Raw genomic sequence first — 13,617 nt, 5'->3', positions numbered from 1 at the left:
GTGTTTATTCGGATACCGGCAGGGCAGGCAGGCCATGCCGTGCGCGGGCGCGGTTGCAGGCCGCCGGGAATACACCGTGTTCGGCGAGGGGTGCGAACTCGCGGCAGGGTCCGGGACGCTCGTGATAAATGCCGCAGCTGACCGATTCGCCGATCTTGCCCACCAGCGCTATGCAGCGTGGTTTGAGCCAATCGGTGCCGCGCATGCGGCAGAGCGTGTCGTTTTCTTCATCCGCCAGCGATGCCGGCACGCGTCCATGCTCGCTATCGAGTTCGCTGCGATCAAAACTCACGCGAAATGCGGCGCAGCATGCGCCACAACTCAAGCAGGCATTTTGTGCGGGATCAGACATGGTGCGATTCGGCTAAGAAAGTGATGGGAGGCAGGCTGTGCCGTTGACGCGCCAATGTGCATTGTGGATCGCCAGGCTGGACCTCGCGGCAGGGGCTGGGCCGGTGCGCGTAAATGCTGCACGCGCTGGACACACCCACTGTGCCGCGATGCGCAGCACAGGCCGGTGCACGTGCGTGGGTGCCCCTCATACAGAGATAGAAGTCGTTTACTTTGTCGGTCAGCGAGGCGGGAATCGCGTTCACCTCGGCCTCGGCCCAGTAGAACGACACCCGGAAGCTGTTGCAGCAGGCGCCGCAATGCTGGCAAGGATGGAGTGCGGCACGTTCCTGCATGGCCGACGTATCCCACTAGACCGCCGCTGCAGACGATAGCGCATCGCCTGCCAATTGCTTCTGGTTGCGTATGGCCAGGAACATGGCATCGGCTCCGGCATATTCACGGCGCAAATAGCCCAGCCACTGCTTGAGCCGTGAGCTCGGGTACGAAGCATTACCCAAACCCTGCAGGCTGGCATGAAAACGTGCGACATGCGGAGCAAGTGCGGCCCAGTCCATGGGTTCGGGCGCTTCCCCTGTCAGCGCGGCGCGGATCTGTAAGGCCAGATCGGGGCAGGCGACCAGCCCTCGGCCCAGCATCACGTCATCGCAACCCGATTCGGCACGACAACGGAAGTAATCATCTACCGTCCAGATTTCGCCGTTGGCCACCACGTGGGCGCTGACGACGTCGCGGATGCGTGCAATCCAGTGCCAGTGTGCGGGCGGTTTGTAGCCATCGAGCTTGGTACGTGCATGCACGACGATTTCGGCTGAGCCGCCGGTATCAAGGGCTCGGGCGCAATCGAGGGCGAGCGCCGTGTCTTCATAACCCAGACGCATCTTGCTGGTGACGGGAATCGTGCCGGGTACGGCGGCGCGTACCGCAGAGACAATCTCGTACAGCAGCTCGGGTTCCTGCAGCAGCACGGCGCCGCCCCGATGGCGGTTTACCGACTTGGCCGGGCAGCCGAAATTCAGGTCGATACCGGGTGCGCCCAGTTCGGCCGCGCGTGCGGCATTGTCAGCCAGGCAGGCGGGGTCTGAACCCAGCAGCTGCAACTTGAGCGGCGTGCCAGCGGCAGTGCGCCAGCCCGTCAGGGACTCGGGCGCGATGCGGCGGAAGAACTTGGGTGGTAACAGGGTGCTGGTTACACGGACAAACTCGGTGACACACCAGTCTACCCCGCCGATCTCCGTCAGCGTGGCGCGCAAGGGCGCATCGACGAGTCCTTCCATCGGTGCAAGGGCAATTCGCACTGCGTTTCAAGCCTTTGATAAAGCGCGCATTTTAACAGAAGCCGCGTGGAATCCGGCCGGGCCTTTGCTGGCGATCCAGCCGGGTAGGACAAGCTGGAACTAGACCAGTACAGCAGCTATAAAACAGAGATAGATCCCGGCATGTATATGGCCGCAGCGTCGTCACCGGGTACACAGATCGCCTATCCATTCGCGGAGCCAACTGCATCATGAAAAATCTGAGTGTCGGACAACGCATCGGGGCGGGCTTTGCCCTGTTGATCCTGCTGATCATGGCCATGGCGATCACGGGCAACTGGGGGGTCAGCCAGCAGTACGAGCGGGTCGAGGAGCTGATGCAGGGAGACATCGCGCTCAATAACGCAGCCGGTGATGTGCGTTACCACATCGGCAATCTGCGCCGTTACGAGAAAGACAGTTTCATCAATCTGGATAAGGCCGACAAGGTTGCCGAGTACCGCGAAAAATGGAACGACTCCTTCGGCAAGGCCAAGGAAAGTCTGGCTTTGGTGGACAAGCTGGCCACCAGTGAGCTGCGTGAACATGTAGACGGGCTCAAAACCAATATCGCCAAGTATGGCGATGGCTTTGTGCAGGTAGACGGCCAGCTGGGCCAGACGCTGACCACCACGTCAGATGCGAACAAAGCCATGGGTACGCACAAGGAGGCCGTGCGGGGCATGGAGGCGTCGCTGAATGACATGCTCAAGCACACCTCGGCAAAAGCGGCCCTGGTGACCGGGGAGCTGGCGACTGCACGGGCAAAGACCGGCCGCACCCTGATGATTCTGGCGGTGATGGCCCTGCTGTTGGGGATAGGGGTGGCGGTGGTGGTGGCGCAATCAATCCGTCAGCCGCTGGGCGCCGCCGAATCTGCCGCCCAGCGGATCGCCGACAACAACGATCTGACCGTGAAGATGCCGCAAACCGGCAGCAACGAGATCGGTCGCACCATCTCGGCGTTCGGGCTGGTGATGGAGCGGGTGCGCTCCCTCGTGGTGCAGGCGCGTTCCAGTGCCGGTGATGTATCCCGGTCGTCCAGCGAGATGGGCACGATTTCGGAGCAGGTGGCGCTGGCTTCGTCGCAGCAAGCTGCGGCTTCCTCGGCCGTGGCCGCCGCGATTGAGCAACTGACAACCAGCATCGCCGTGGTGTCCGACAATGCTGAGAACGTCCGCATGGGTGCGGATGATGCTGCCAGGCAGGCCGAAGAGGGCCAGCAGCTTGCGGGTAAAACCGCCAAGGAAATCGCCCAGATTGCCGAAGCACTCAACGCCGCCACGGCGGCCATGGATGCGTTGGCTGCGCGCTCCGACGAGATCGGCGGGATAGTCCGAGTGATCAAGGAGATCGCCGATCAAACCAACTTGCTGGCGCTCAACGCCGCCATTGAGGCTGCACGCGCAGGGGAACAGGGCCGGGGCTTTGCGGTGGTGGCCGATGAGGTACGGAAGCTGGCCGAGCGGACTGCCAGTGCAACCAGCGATATCTCGGCAAAGATCCACACCGTGCAGCAAGACACGGTCAGCGCCAGCAGCCGTATGCAGGAAGCCAGTGCGCGTATCGATTCGGGGGTGGCGCATGCTCATGATCTGGAACATGCGATGGCCATCATCCAGTCCAGCTCGGCTTCCACCAAGGCAGTGCTGACTGAAATCGCCAGCGCTGTCCGCGAGCAGCGCATTGCTGCAACGCAGATTGCCCAGAATGTGGAGCAGATTGCACAGATGAGCGAGGAGAACCATGCCTCGGTTGCCTCGGCCAATCAGCTTGCACGGCATCTGGCTGATTTGTCGGCCAACCTCAACGTGCAGATCGGGCGCTTTGTTGTGGATTAAGCGGACAGAACCCTCACCCAGGAAAAGCGGCCATATTGGCCGCTTTTTGCTTAGGGGTGTAGCGGCATGGCGAACCAGATACAGCCAGGTTCACGATACTGCTCGGTAAAGCCGAAACGCGGGTACCACGCAGCGGCACGTTCATTACGGGGATCGACGCCCAGATGCACGCCTCGCGCACGAGCCCGGCGCAAGTCATCCAGCAGGGCGCGCATCAAGCGACTACCTAAACCTGTACCTTGGGCGCGAGGCAGCAGGTCGATGTGCAGATGGGCGGGCCATTGCATGAGTTGCGGGTTGAAAGTGCACGGGCGGTGCAGCATGTCGATCAGCCAGCGGTCATCCGCAATCCTGGGTTCACGGTAGCGTTGCCGTAGTGGCGGTAGCCATTCGCTCTCCATCCGGGCATAAAAGCGGGCTGAATCATCGGTGCCCAGCGCGTAGCCGCAAACGCCGCCCGCATCCTCGGCGACCCAGGCAAAGTCTGGCGCGAGTTGCAGATAGGGGCCGGCGAACAGGTGCCCCAGCAACTCACCTTGACGCCCCGGCAGGCTGGCGTCAGCGCCCGCATTGCCGGTGGCGAGGCAGATAGCGTAAAGCGCGGCCATATCGTCGGCGCGCGCGCGGCGCAGCGTGATGTCCGTGCTCATTTGATCTGGCGGGCAAACTTCGCCATGGCCTTGCGTACCTTGGGGGCAACCACGGCCATGCAATAAGGCTGGTAGGGATTGGCGTCGAAGTAGCCTTGGTGGTAAGTCTCGGCTGGCCAGAAGGTGGGGGCGGGGGTGACTTCGGTGACGATGGGTGCATCAAATGCGTGCTCGGCAGTCAGCGCGGCAATCGCAGCCTGGGCGGCGGCATGCTGTTCGGCATCGTGATAAAAAATGGCCGAGCGGTACTGAGTGCCCACATCGTTACCCTGACGGTTCAAGGTGGTCGGGTCGTGAATCACAAAGAACACTTCCAGCAGATCGGCGTAACTGATTTGTGCGGGATCGAAGCTGATCTGCACGACCTCCGCGTGGCCGGTATCGCCGTTGCAGATCTGCTTGTAAGTGGGGGCGTCGACCTGCCCGCCCATATAGCCGGAAACGACCTTTTCCACGCCGCGCAGGCGCAAGAACACCGCTTCAAGACACCAGAAGCAGCCACCCGCCAGGGTTGCGGTTTGCAGGGACATTGCGTGGCTCCTTGGGCTACAGGGTTGCAGAGAAAGCAGGCGCGACCAAGGCCGCGCCTACGGTTTACAGCACCAGGTTCAACGAGCGCAACAGAGCGCCCGGCAGCCGCTGGCTGGCGCTGGAACGTGCGCCATAGCTGCCCGGATCAACCAGCAATTCACACTCGCTCGTCAGGGCTTCGAGTTCACTGCCGAGGATGCGGAACAGGCTGTCATCAAAGCGCATGACATTGAGCGGGGCGACAATCTGGCCGTTCTCTACCCAGAAGCAGGCGAAGCGCGTCATGCCCGTAATGCGACCGGCGGCGCGGTCGGAGAAGTTCAGATACCACAGGTTGCTGATGTACAAGCCTGTGCCTAGGGCCTGCAGCACCTCGGCCGTGGGCAGATCGCCGCCGGCCATGTCCATGGACTCGCTGCTTTCCCAGCTGGATGCGCCATTGCCCTCGATACCGTATTCCTTGGCCGAGCGCGGGCTGATCAGGCTGCCTGCCAGCTTGCCGTTCTGTACCAGCGCCACTTGAGCGGGGCGGATGAAACCTTCGGCCTGGAAGGCCGGGGCCAGACCAGCACCGGTGTTCTCCAGCAAGGTGAACTTGGGCGAGAACGATTGCTCGCCCTCGGCCAGCTTGAGCAGCGGGCTTTTCTTGGCGCGCAGCTGCTTTTCCGACAAACCACCCCAGTTGAGCATGCCGGCAATTTCGGCCACGGCCGACGGGGTGAGATAGGCGCGGTAGCTGCCGGGCGTGAGCGTCTTGGCCGGCAGGCGCAGCAGATCCAGCTGCGTGCGGGCTTCGGCGATATCGGCAGCGATGTTTTCTGCAGACCAGTGCGTGCCTGCGCTGCCGCGTTTGACGGCCTTGTCGCCGTGCGCATACAGGCTCCAGTCAAAGTTCCAGCTGCTGGATGCCTGCCAGTTGAACTGGCCATAGCTGTTGGCAAAGCCGTAATACACCGGGCCGGCAGCCAGAATGCCGACCAGATCGGCATCGCCCGCCGCTGCCACGATATCGGCCACCATGGTTTCGGATGCCGGCAGCACGTTGGCATCGGCTCGCTCGCTCGATTGCGGCGTGGTGTTGAGCAGCAGATAGGGGTCGTCTTCGATCTCGTCGAGTGCGCCACGCAGGGTCAGCAGCGAGGCATCGACCAAGGCCAGGTCGTCGGCGTTGCCGCTGATGGACAACTGCTCACTGGCATGGCGTTGGCCACGCACCAGGGTAAGGGTGAGATAAGCCTGGGATACCTGGCCGGCTTGGCGCACCTTGCCGTGGTTGAAACGCACAAAGTCGGTCTGCTCGGCAGATAGCCATAGCGTGTAATGCTCGTCCGGCAGCAGGCGGGTCTTGAGATGGCTGGCGATGGCGGCGAAGGCGGTGCGCATCATGCTTCACCTCCGAATACATCGATCTGGCTGAACAGACAGGCTGGCGAGGCATGGCCCACGCGCACGGCCTGATTGGGTTCGCCCTTGCCGCAGTTGGGGGTGCCGAGCACGCCGACCGTGTCGCCGTTACCCACCGCTTTGAGCGAGCGCCAGAAGGTGGCCGAAATGCCCCGGTAACCGGGGTTCTTGACCACGCCCTTGAGCTGGCCGTTTTCGATGATCCGGCCCCATTCGCAGCCGAACTGGAATTTGTTGCGCGAGTCGTCAATCGACCAGCTGACGTTGGTATCCATCAACACACCGTGTTCCACCTGTGCGATCAACTGATCCAGCGATTGATCGCCGGCTTCGATATTGAGATTGGCCATGCGATCAATCGGCGGGCGGTTCCAGTTGCAGGCACGGCTATTGGCCACAGCCGCCATATCCTTGCCGATGGCATGGGCGCGGGCTTGCGAGATGCTGCCGCCCAGCGGGGCTTGCAGGATGCCGTCGCGGATCAACCAGACCTTCTCGCTGGCGCGGCCGTCGTCGTCCCAGCCATAGCTGGCGAATTCGTTGCTCACGCTGGGGTCATAGGTCACATTCAGTTGTGGCGAGCCGTACTGGTACTGGCCGAACATATCGAGGGTTACAAAGCTGGTGCCTGCGTAATTGCGCTCGTCACCCAGAATCCGGTCAAGCTCCAGCGGGTGACCGATGCTCTCGTGGATTTGCAGCATCATCTGCTCGGGCATCAGCAGCAGGTCCATCGCACCATTTGGGCAGTTGGGTGCGTACAGCAGTTGCAGTGCTTCGTCGGCCACGCGGCGGCCGGCGCCCAGCAGGCCGGCCTCGGCGATGATCTCCATGCCGCCCTGACGACACAGGCCACCATACTGGCCGCCCAGGCTACGGGTCTGTGCCTCGCCATCGGCATAGGCCGTGACGGTCAGGCCCGGCAGGATGGCGCGGAACTGCTGGTCGACTGCGCCGCCATCGTGCGTCACGTAACGCTGACGAATATCCAGGCGGGCCAGATCGGCCGACCAGTCGACAATGCGCTCGTCCTTGCCCTTGGCCGCTGCTGATTCCGACAGCAGCAGGTCGAACAGCGCCTTGCGGTTCCAGTCCAGCGGCAGATCCGTACCCGGCCCCTGATAGCGGCCTTGCGGCGAGGGTGGGGTGAACTGACGGTAATCGAATACGGTTTTGTCGGCCGATGCCTCGGCCCAGGCAGTGGCGCGCGCCAGTGCGGCAGCCAGACCGGATTCGCTGCAATCGGCGGTGGCGGCATAGCCGTAACCACCGCGGTGGAACACCGTAATCATCGCGCCGCGGTCACGCGTGCGGCGCAGCGGCTCGGCCTTGCCCTGGCGCACGGCCAGGGTTTCGCTGTCTTCTTCCACATAGCGAATGGCGCAGAAGTCCACGCTGGACTTCAGCTTGCGGAAGCGTTGCTCAATCGTGTCGAACATCGGGGTTTCCTGTGGGTGCGTTGATCACAACGCGATTCAGTCAGGGGCTGATCATACCTACCGAGTGACGTTTACGTCACCACGCAGCACGCCGTCAGGCCACCGATTGCGTTGTGGGCTTGGCCGATTGCCCCAGCCAGGCGCCGGCAAGAATCAATCCCAGTGCCGCCAGCGCTTGCCAGCCGGCCTGTTGGCCGCCGAACAGTGCCAGCAGGCTGGTCGATGCCAGTGGCGTAAGATAGGCCATTGTCCCGATGGCGCGCGGGTCACCGCGCTTGAGGGCGGCATCCCACAGGAAGAAGGCGGCACCCATGGGGCCGATGCCCAACAGTGCCAGCCAGCGCCACTCGCTCGTATTGAGGGTGTAAGCCGGTTCGAGCACCGCGTGTGCAAGCAGCGCAAGCAGGCCGGATGCCATGCAGAACCCGCCAACCGCACTGGTTGGAAACGTCGGCACGCGGCGCGTCAGCAGGGAGTAACTCGCCCACATTACCGCCGCAACGGCCGCCAGCGCATAGCCGAGGCCATGCTGCCCCTGCAGGCCGATATCGCCCTTGCCGGCGATCACCAGCACACAGCCCGCTAGCCCGAACAGGCCTCCCAGTACATGGCGCACGCCGAGTCGCGTACCCGGCAAGAGTAACGGCGACAGCAGCACGATCAGCAGCGGCCACAGATAGTTGATGAGGTTGGCTTGCAGTGGCGGTGCAAAACGGAGGGCCAGAAACAGACAGAAGTGGTAGCCGAACAGGCCGTAGCAGCCCAGCAGCAAGGTCGGCAAGGGCACGCGCCAGTCACGCCAATGCGGCAGGCTGCAAAGGCCGCCGATGCACAGCGCCAGGCCGACCAGCAGGAATGGCGGCACGGTGGCCAGCCGGGTCGAGATTAGGGCCAGCGAGGACCAGAGCGCAATGGCGGCGAGCGCCAGCAGGGTAGGTGAAACCAGTCGCATGGGGTGACGGCAAAAGCGCTGCTGAGGAGGTAATGCCGTCGATCATAGCCGAGCTGATGCCTGGCTGGCGGCCTAGCTGGTGGCCACTTCCACCCGGTTGCGGCCATTCTGCTTGGCCTGATAGAGCGCTTTGTCAGCGCGCTGCACCAGCGCGGGCAAAGGGTCTGCCGCATGGGTCCGGGTGGCCACCCCGAGGCTGATCGATACCTTCAGGCCGGGCGCCCAGTTATCGGACGGCAGATTCGCTACAGCCTCCCTGAGGCGCTCTGCCACCCCCAGCGTGTCTTCCTGCCCCGCGCCCGGCAGTACGACCATGAACTCTTCTCCGCCAACACGGCCAATGCGGTCCATCTGGCGCAGCTGTTCCTGGCAGCACAGGGCGACCTGCTTGAGCACATGGTCGCCCATGGGGTGGCCGAACTCGTCGTTGATACGCTTGAAAAAGTCGATATCGATAAGAATCAGGCTGATGGCAGCGTCGTTCTCGCGGGTGTCCACCCACTGGCGTTCGGCCCAAGTGTAGATGCTGCGGCGATTGGCAATGCCGGTGAGCTCGTCTGTCATGGCAACCGTACGAAGGCGCTTGCCGGCGCGCACCTGCCTGACCATCAACACCAGCAGGGTGGCCGCAATGACGAGCACCAGTGCGATCACGATGTACTGGAGCTGCTTGATCTGCTGACTGGCTGCCAGCTGCTCCTGCTGGAACTTCTGTTCAGTGAGTAGCTGGCGATTCTGTTGTTCGATCTTCTCGGTGTCGAACTCCATGCGCAGGCGTGCCGAGGTCTTACTGCGGGCATCTGCATCGAGCTTGGCATGCACTTCATGCTGCTGGCGTAGCTGATCATAGGCCGTGACATGCAGGCCACGACGGGCAGATACCGTGGCAAGGGCATCCAGCACCCATTCTTGATAACGCAGGTTATCGTTCTTGCGGAATACCTGAAGTGCCTGATTCAGCAGGACATCGGCCCTGATCAGATCACCGGCCTCCATATGGACCAGCGCCAGCAGGTAGCGGATCTGGGCCACCATCTCCTCATCGTTGAGCTTCTCGAATGCGGCCAAGGAGGTATTGAGCAGTGGCTGCGCTTCCCGGTAACGCTTGAGCTTGATCAGCACACCACCCGCTGCCCGCTGCGCCCAGGCGATGCTGACCTGATCGTCAATGGATTCGGCCAGCGTCATGGATTGCTGGAGCGTTTTCATGGCCTGATCCAGCTGGCCGTTTTCCTCATAGGCCCGACCCAGATTGAAATAACCGCTGATCATGTTCTGGGTATTGCCCAGGCGTACTTCGTGGGCGAGGACTTCCTTGTAGTAATCGATGGCCTTGGCAGGCTCTTCCGTTCTTACATAGATATTGGCCATGCGCCCCAAGAGGCCGCGACGGATACGCAACCAGCTTTCATCGGGGGGGGAGGGGGCGTATTGGTCGAGGAGGTGCACGCCATCGCGCACCATGACCAGCGCATTGGCCATATCGCCCTGATACGAAAGCAGATCGGCCAGCAGGCCCAGCCCTTCCGCAACAAGGTCCTGGCGCCGGAGCGTACGCGCACGCTGGATGGCCTGCTCGTAATCGGTGCGTGCACCCCGCAGGTCGTTGGTTTGCTCGCGACCACTGGCGCGGCACAGGGTCAGGCGGATGGCGGTGTCGTTATCGGGTTTGCCTGCGAGCTTTGCCAGCGCCGCATCAGCAAAGGCGGTGGCCTGGTCCGGGGCATTCACGAGGCGCATATAGCAGTCCACCGAATCTGCATAAGCCAGGGCGTCGGTCTGCTTGCGCGTCGCGTAGCCCTGTCGCAGCTGATTCAGCCTACTGGAGGCTGCGTTGATGTCCCTGTCAGACTGCAGCTCGACTGCATTCAGCTCTTCACGCCAAGGCTGTTGTGATGCCTGGCCCGCCAGCGAGCCAAGCGCCATGGCCATCATGTACATGCAGCGGAGTAAGGGAGTGAGCGGCATCGTTAGGGCCAGTATAGGCAAGACTGGTCTGATGCCAACAGGCCGCATCAGCGACCTGTTGGAGTATGCCGATTCCGCGTGCAGGTATCAGAGCATGCCGATCATCCGGGGCAGCCACAGCGACAGTTCCGGGATGTAGGTTACGGCGACCAGAAATCCCAACATCGTCAGTAACCACGGCCACACGGCGATTGTCAGTTCGGTGATGCCCATCTTGGTAATGCCCGACGCGACATAGAGGTTCAGCCCCACCGGCGGGTGGCACATGCCCACTTCCATGTTCACGACGATGAGGATGCCGAAGTGCACGGGATGGATCCCCAGCTGCATGGCCACCGGGAACAGGATGGGCGCGAGGATCAGTACGATGCTCGATGGTTCCATCACGTTGCCGGCCAGCAACAACAGCAGGTTCACGGCCAGCAGGAAGGCAATCGGACCTAGGCCCATTTCCATCAGCCAGGCAGCCATGGCCTGCGGGATGTTCTCGTGCGTCATCAGGAACGAGAACAGGATGGCATTGGTAATGATGTACAGCAGCATCGCACTCATGCTGGCCGAATCGAGCAGCACCTTGCCGACGCGCTTGAGGGGCAGATCGCGATAGACAAACACTGCTACGACGAAGGCATACACGGCGCTCATGGCGGCGGCTTCGGTGGGGGTAAAGATGCCCGAGTAGATGCCGCCCATCACCACCACGATCAGCAGCAAGCCCCAGATCGCCTTGCGGAAGGCCTGCCAGCGTTCCAGCCAGCTGGCCTTGGGCATGCGCGGGTAACCGTTCTTGCGGGCACGCCACCAGGTGGTCAGGCCCAGCAGGAAAGCCAGCATCAGGCCCGGAATCACCCCGGCCATGAACAGTGCGCCGACCGAGGTGTTGGTCGCCACCGAGTACATCACCATCACGATGGAGGGTGGAATGAGAATGCCCAGTGCGCCGGAGGTGGTAACGACACCGGCACCGAATCGGTTCGGGAATCCCTGCTTCACCATGGCGGGCAGGATGATGGAGCCAATCGCCACCACCGTAGCCGGGCTGGAGCCCGATACGGCGGCAAACAACGCACAGGCCAGCACGGCAGCCAGGCCCAGCCCCCCGTGGAAGTGCCCGACCATGCTGGTGGCAAAGTTGATCATCCGGCGTGCTACACCGCCGTGGGTGAGGAAGTTACCGGCGAGGATGAAGAACGGGATCGCCATGATCTCGAACTTCTCGATACCCGTGAACAGCTTGAGCGCCACTGCTTCGATGGGCACCTGGGTCATGGTGAACATGAAGGTCAGCACGGTGAGGCCGAGTGCGATCGAGATCGGCATGCCGGTCAGCATCAGGCCGATCAGCAGGCAGAAGATGATGGCGTTCTTGCCACCCGCAATCGCCAGCACCAGCAGCGAAGCCAGCACGGCAAGCGGGATCTTCAGCGACATGGGCTTGGCAGGGTTGAGTTCAGCGGCGCTCATGCCGGTTCTCCTTTGGCGTCATCCAGGCCTTCGACATGGCCGTGATCGTGGTGGGGGACTTCACCAGTGCGCAGGAAGGTCCAGAGCACTTGCAGGAAGCGGAAGCACATCAGGAACGAGCCCAGCGGAATGGCCAGATAGACAATCCACATGGGGATTTCGAGGTCGACCGAGGTCTGGTCGGTATGGCCGATTTCCCATACGAAAGTCGCACCCAGCGTGCCAATGATGCCGGTGAACAGGGCACCGGCCAGCAGGCTGATGACGACGAAAATCTTGCGGTGCTGCGGTGCCAACCGGTTGACCAGCACATCCACACCCACATGGATGCCGGTACGCACCCCATAGGCGGCACCGAACTTGGCCATCCACACGAACAGGTAGATGGTGGTCTCCTGCGCCCAGCCCAGGTTTTGCTGCAGCAGCCAATCCTGTACGCCGGGGATGGCCCAGCCCGAGGCATAGCGGTGGACTACGGCGACAAAAATGATCAGGGTGGCAGCGGCCATCAGGGACGCAATCAGCCACTCCTCAAGGTGATCGAGGAATTTCATGGTGTGCTCCGGGTAGGGCCCCGCACGGAACGAGCGGGGCCGAAGGACTTACTGGGCCGGGGTGAAGCCGGTTTCTTTGTAGATGGACGTGATCAGGTCCATGCCGATACGGTCGGCCATCTGCTTGTGGACCGGTACCATGGCATTGCGCAGCGCGGCTTTTTCGGCCGGGTTCAGGGTGAGGATCTGGGTACGATTGGATTTGCGCACGTTCTCGATATCGCCATCGTTTTCGGCCTTGGCAATCTCGTTCGCGTACTTGGTGGCATCGCGCATCGCACCGTCGAGCGCAGTGCGTACATCCGCCGGCAGGCCATCCCAGAACTTCTTGTTCACGATCACGGCGTAGCCCAGATAACCGTGGTTGCTGAGGGTCAGGAACTTCTGCACCTCATGCATCTTCTGGGTGTAGAAGTTCGATGCCGGGTTCTCGGTGCCATCCACCACGCCGGTCTGCAAGGCCTGATACACCTCGGAGAAGGCCATCTGCTGCGGCAGGGCGCTCAGTGCGCGCATCTGCGCATCGAGCACCTTGGATGCCTGGATGCGCATCTTCAGGCCACGGAAATCCCCCGGCGCCTTGAGCGGCTTGTTGGCGCTGAACTGCTTGAAGCCGTTGTCCCAGTACGCCAGACCCGTAATGCCCTTGCTGGAGAGTTTGCCCAGTAGCGCCTTACCGATGGGGCCTTGGGTGACTTTGTGCAGCTCGTCGTAGTTGTCAAAGATGTAAGGCAGATCAAAGACTTCGAACTCCTTCACGCCCAGCGGCCCGAACTTGGCGAGGCTGGGTGCCAGCATCTGCACGGCACCGAGTTGCAGGGCTTCCAGTTCTTCCTTGTCCTTGTAGAGCTGGCTGTTCGGGTAGAGCTCCACCTTGACGCGACCCTTGGTCCGCTCCTCGGCCAGCTTCTTGAAATGCTCGGCGGCTTTGCCCTTGGGCGTGTCCTGCGCCACCACGTGGCTGAACTTGATCACGATGGGGGCATCGGCGGCGAACGCCGTGGCAGAGAGAATCAGGGCAAGACTGGTACCCAGCAAGGTGCGGCGTTTCATGGCGTGTCTCCGTTGTGATTGTCGTAGTGAGCTGCAGCGTGGCTACATTGTTGGCCGCACAAGCTGCTGATTCAACTGTGGATACCCCGCTGTGGTTAACCACAATGAGTCGTGC

Annotated in this window: 13 protein-coding genes; 1 reads left to right on the top strand and 12 read right to left on the bottom strand. The window is 62.1% G+C overall.

Annotation, left to right across the window (positions count from 1 at the left end):
- Nucleotides 1–4 precede the first annotated feature (4 nt).
- From O9X62_RS07905 to O9X62_RS07895, 3 genes are read right to left on the bottom strand one after another with little or no spacing between them, the layout of a single operon-like run.
- Complete coding sequence (locus tag O9X62_RS07905) at nucleotides 5–352, bottom strand: YkgJ family cysteine cluster protein (RefSeq protein ID WP_269532259.1); 348 nt, start codon at nucleotides 350–352, stop codon at nucleotides 5–7.
- Complete coding sequence (locus O9X62_RS07900) at nucleotides 345–686, bottom strand: YkgJ family cysteine cluster protein (RefSeq protein ID WP_269532258.1); 342 nt, start codon at nucleotides 684–686, stop codon at nucleotides 345–347. The genes O9X62_RS07905 and O9X62_RS07900 overlap by 8 nt, the downstream gene beginning before the upstream one ends.
- A 15-nt stretch (nucleotides 687–701) precedes the next feature.
- Nucleotides 702–1,628 carry a tRNA-dihydrouridine synthase gene (locus O9X62_RS07895; RefSeq protein WP_269532257.1) on the bottom strand — a complete coding sequence of 309 codons (927 nt, stop codon included), beginning with the start codon at nucleotides 1,626–1,628 and terminating at the stop codon, nucleotides 702–704.
- A 230-nt stretch (nucleotides 1,629–1,858) separates the two neighbouring features.
- Between O9X62_RS07895 and O9X62_RS07890 the strand changes: the two genes are divergently transcribed.
- Nucleotides 1,859–3,487 carry a methyl-accepting chemotaxis protein gene (locus O9X62_RS07890; protein WP_269532256.1) on the top strand — a complete coding sequence of 543 codons (1,629 nt, stop codon included), beginning with the start codon at nucleotides 1,859–1,861 and terminating at the stop codon, nucleotides 3,485–3,487.
- A 50-nt stretch (nucleotides 3,488–3,537) separates the two neighbouring features.
- Here O9X62_RS07890 and O9X62_RS07885 read toward each other — a convergent pair whose 3' ends face one another.
- The 9 genes from O9X62_RS07885 to O9X62_RS07845 form a co-directional block, all read right to left on the bottom strand.
- Nucleotides 3,538–4,137, bottom strand: a complete 600-nt coding sequence (locus O9X62_RS07885; protein ID WP_269532255.1) for a GNAT family N-acetyltransferase — start codon at nucleotides 4,135–4,137, stop codon at nucleotides 3,538–3,540.
- Entirely contained in the window at nucleotides 4,134–4,667 is a 534-nt protein-coding gene (msrA, locus tag O9X62_RS07880; RefSeq protein WP_269532254.1) for a peptide-methionine (S)-S-oxide reductase MsrA, read from the bottom strand. Before msrA ends, O9X62_RS07885 begins: the two co-directional genes overlap by 4 nt.
- A gap of 64 nt (nucleotides 4,668–4,731) precedes the next feature.
- On the bottom strand, nucleotides 4,732–6,054 hold the full coding sequence (locus tag O9X62_RS07875) for a TldD/PmbA family protein (protein ID WP_269532253.1): 1,323 nt from the start codon (nucleotides 6,052–6,054) through the stop codon (nucleotides 4,732–4,734).
- Entirely contained in the window at nucleotides 6,051–7,511 is a 1,461-nt protein-coding gene (locus O9X62_RS07870; protein WP_269532252.1) for a TldD/PmbA family protein, read from the bottom strand. Before O9X62_RS07870 ends, O9X62_RS07875 begins: the two co-directional genes overlap by 4 nt.
- A gap of 94 nt (nucleotides 7,512–7,605) precedes the next feature.
- On the bottom strand, nucleotides 7,606–8,463 hold the full coding sequence (locus O9X62_RS07865) for a DMT family transporter (protein WP_269532251.1): 858 nt from the start codon (nucleotides 8,461–8,463) through the stop codon (nucleotides 7,606–7,608).
- Nucleotides 8,464–8,535: 72 nt separating this feature from the next.
- Nucleotides 8,536–10,431 (bottom strand): tetratricopeptide repeat-containing diguanylate cyclase, encoded by a 1,896-nt coding sequence (locus O9X62_RS07860; RefSeq protein ID WP_269532250.1) that lies wholly within the window; start codon nucleotides 10,429–10,431, stop codon nucleotides 8,536–8,538.
- Between the two features lie 87 nt (nucleotides 10,432–10,518).
- Complete coding sequence (locus O9X62_RS07855) at nucleotides 10,519–11,895, bottom strand: TRAP transporter large permease subunit (RefSeq protein WP_308446445.1); 1,377 nt, start codon at nucleotides 11,893–11,895, stop codon at nucleotides 10,519–10,521.
- Nucleotides 11,892–12,449 carry a TRAP transporter small permease gene (locus O9X62_RS07850; protein ID WP_269532249.1) on the bottom strand — a complete coding sequence of 186 codons (558 nt, stop codon included), beginning with the start codon at nucleotides 12,447–12,449 and terminating at the stop codon, nucleotides 11,892–11,894. The genes O9X62_RS07855 and O9X62_RS07850 overlap by 4 nt, the downstream gene beginning before the upstream one ends.
- Before the next feature lie 48 nt (nucleotides 12,450–12,497).
- A complete protein-coding gene (locus tag O9X62_RS07845; RefSeq protein ID WP_269532248.1) occupies nucleotides 12,498–13,502 on the bottom strand; it encodes a TRAP transporter substrate-binding protein in 1,005 nt (334 codons plus the stop codon).
- Between the last annotated feature and the right edge of the window lie 115 nt (nucleotides 13,503–13,617).

It is taken from the genome of Chitinimonas sp. BJYL2 (assembly GCF_027257935.1).
Classification (GTDB): domain Bacteria; phylum Pseudomonadota; class Gammaproteobacteria; order Burkholderiales; family Chitinimonadaceae; genus Chitinimonas.
This window is presented reverse-complemented; position numbering and strand designations above follow the sequence as displayed.

What these genes read in the sequence shown, in the direction of transcription:
- O9X62_RS07905 (WP_269532259.1), bottom strand. Translation starts at nt 352, where the DNA reads ATGTCTGATCCCGCACAAAATGCCTGCTTGAGTTGTGGCGCATGCTGC.
- O9X62_RS07900 (WP_269532258.1), bottom strand. Translation starts at nt 686, where the DNA reads ATGCAGGAACGTGCCGCACTCCATCCTTGCCAGCATTGCGGCGCCTGC.
- O9X62_RS07895 (WP_269532257.1), bottom strand. Translation starts at nt 1,628, where the DNA reads ATGGAAGGACTCGTCGATGCGCCCTTGCGCGCCACGCTGACGGAGATC.
- O9X62_RS07890 (WP_269532256.1), top strand. Translation starts at nt 1,859, where the DNA reads ATGAAAAATCTGAGTGTCGGACAACGCATCGGGGCGGGCTTTGCCCTG.
- O9X62_RS07885 (WP_269532255.1), bottom strand. Translation starts at nt 4,137, where the DNA reads ATGAGCACGGACATCACGCTGCGCCGCGCGCGCGCCGACGATATGGCC.
- msrA (WP_269532254.1), bottom strand. Translation starts at nt 4,667, where the DNA reads ATGTCCCTGCAAACCGCAACCCTGGCGGGTGGCTGCTTCTGGTGTCTT.
- O9X62_RS07875 (WP_269532253.1), bottom strand. Translation starts at nt 6,054, where the DNA reads ATGATGCGCACCGCCTTCGCCGCCATCGCCAGCCATCTCAAGACCCGC.
- O9X62_RS07870 (WP_269532252.1), bottom strand. Translation starts at nt 7,511, where the DNA reads ATGTTCGACACGATTGAGCAACGCTTCCGCAAGCTGAAGTCCAGCGTG.
- O9X62_RS07865 (WP_269532251.1), bottom strand. Translation starts at nt 8,463, where the DNA reads ATGCGACTGGTTTCACCTACCCTGCTGGCGCTCGCCGCCATTGCGCTC.
- O9X62_RS07860 (WP_269532250.1), bottom strand. Translation starts at nt 10,431, where the DNA reads ATGCCGCTCACTCCCTTACTCCGCTGCATGTACATGATGGCCATGGCG.
- O9X62_RS07855 (WP_308446445.1), bottom strand. Translation starts at nt 11,895, where the DNA reads ATGAGCGCCGCTGAACTCAACCCTGCCAAGCCCATGTCGCTGAAGATC.
- O9X62_RS07850 (WP_269532249.1), bottom strand. Translation starts at nt 12,449, where the DNA reads ATGAAATTCCTCGATCACCTTGAGGAGTGGCTGATTGCGTCCCTGATG.
- O9X62_RS07845 (WP_269532248.1), bottom strand. Translation starts at nt 13,502, where the DNA reads ATGAAACGCCGCACCTTGCTGGGTACCAGTCTTGCCCTGATTCTCTCT.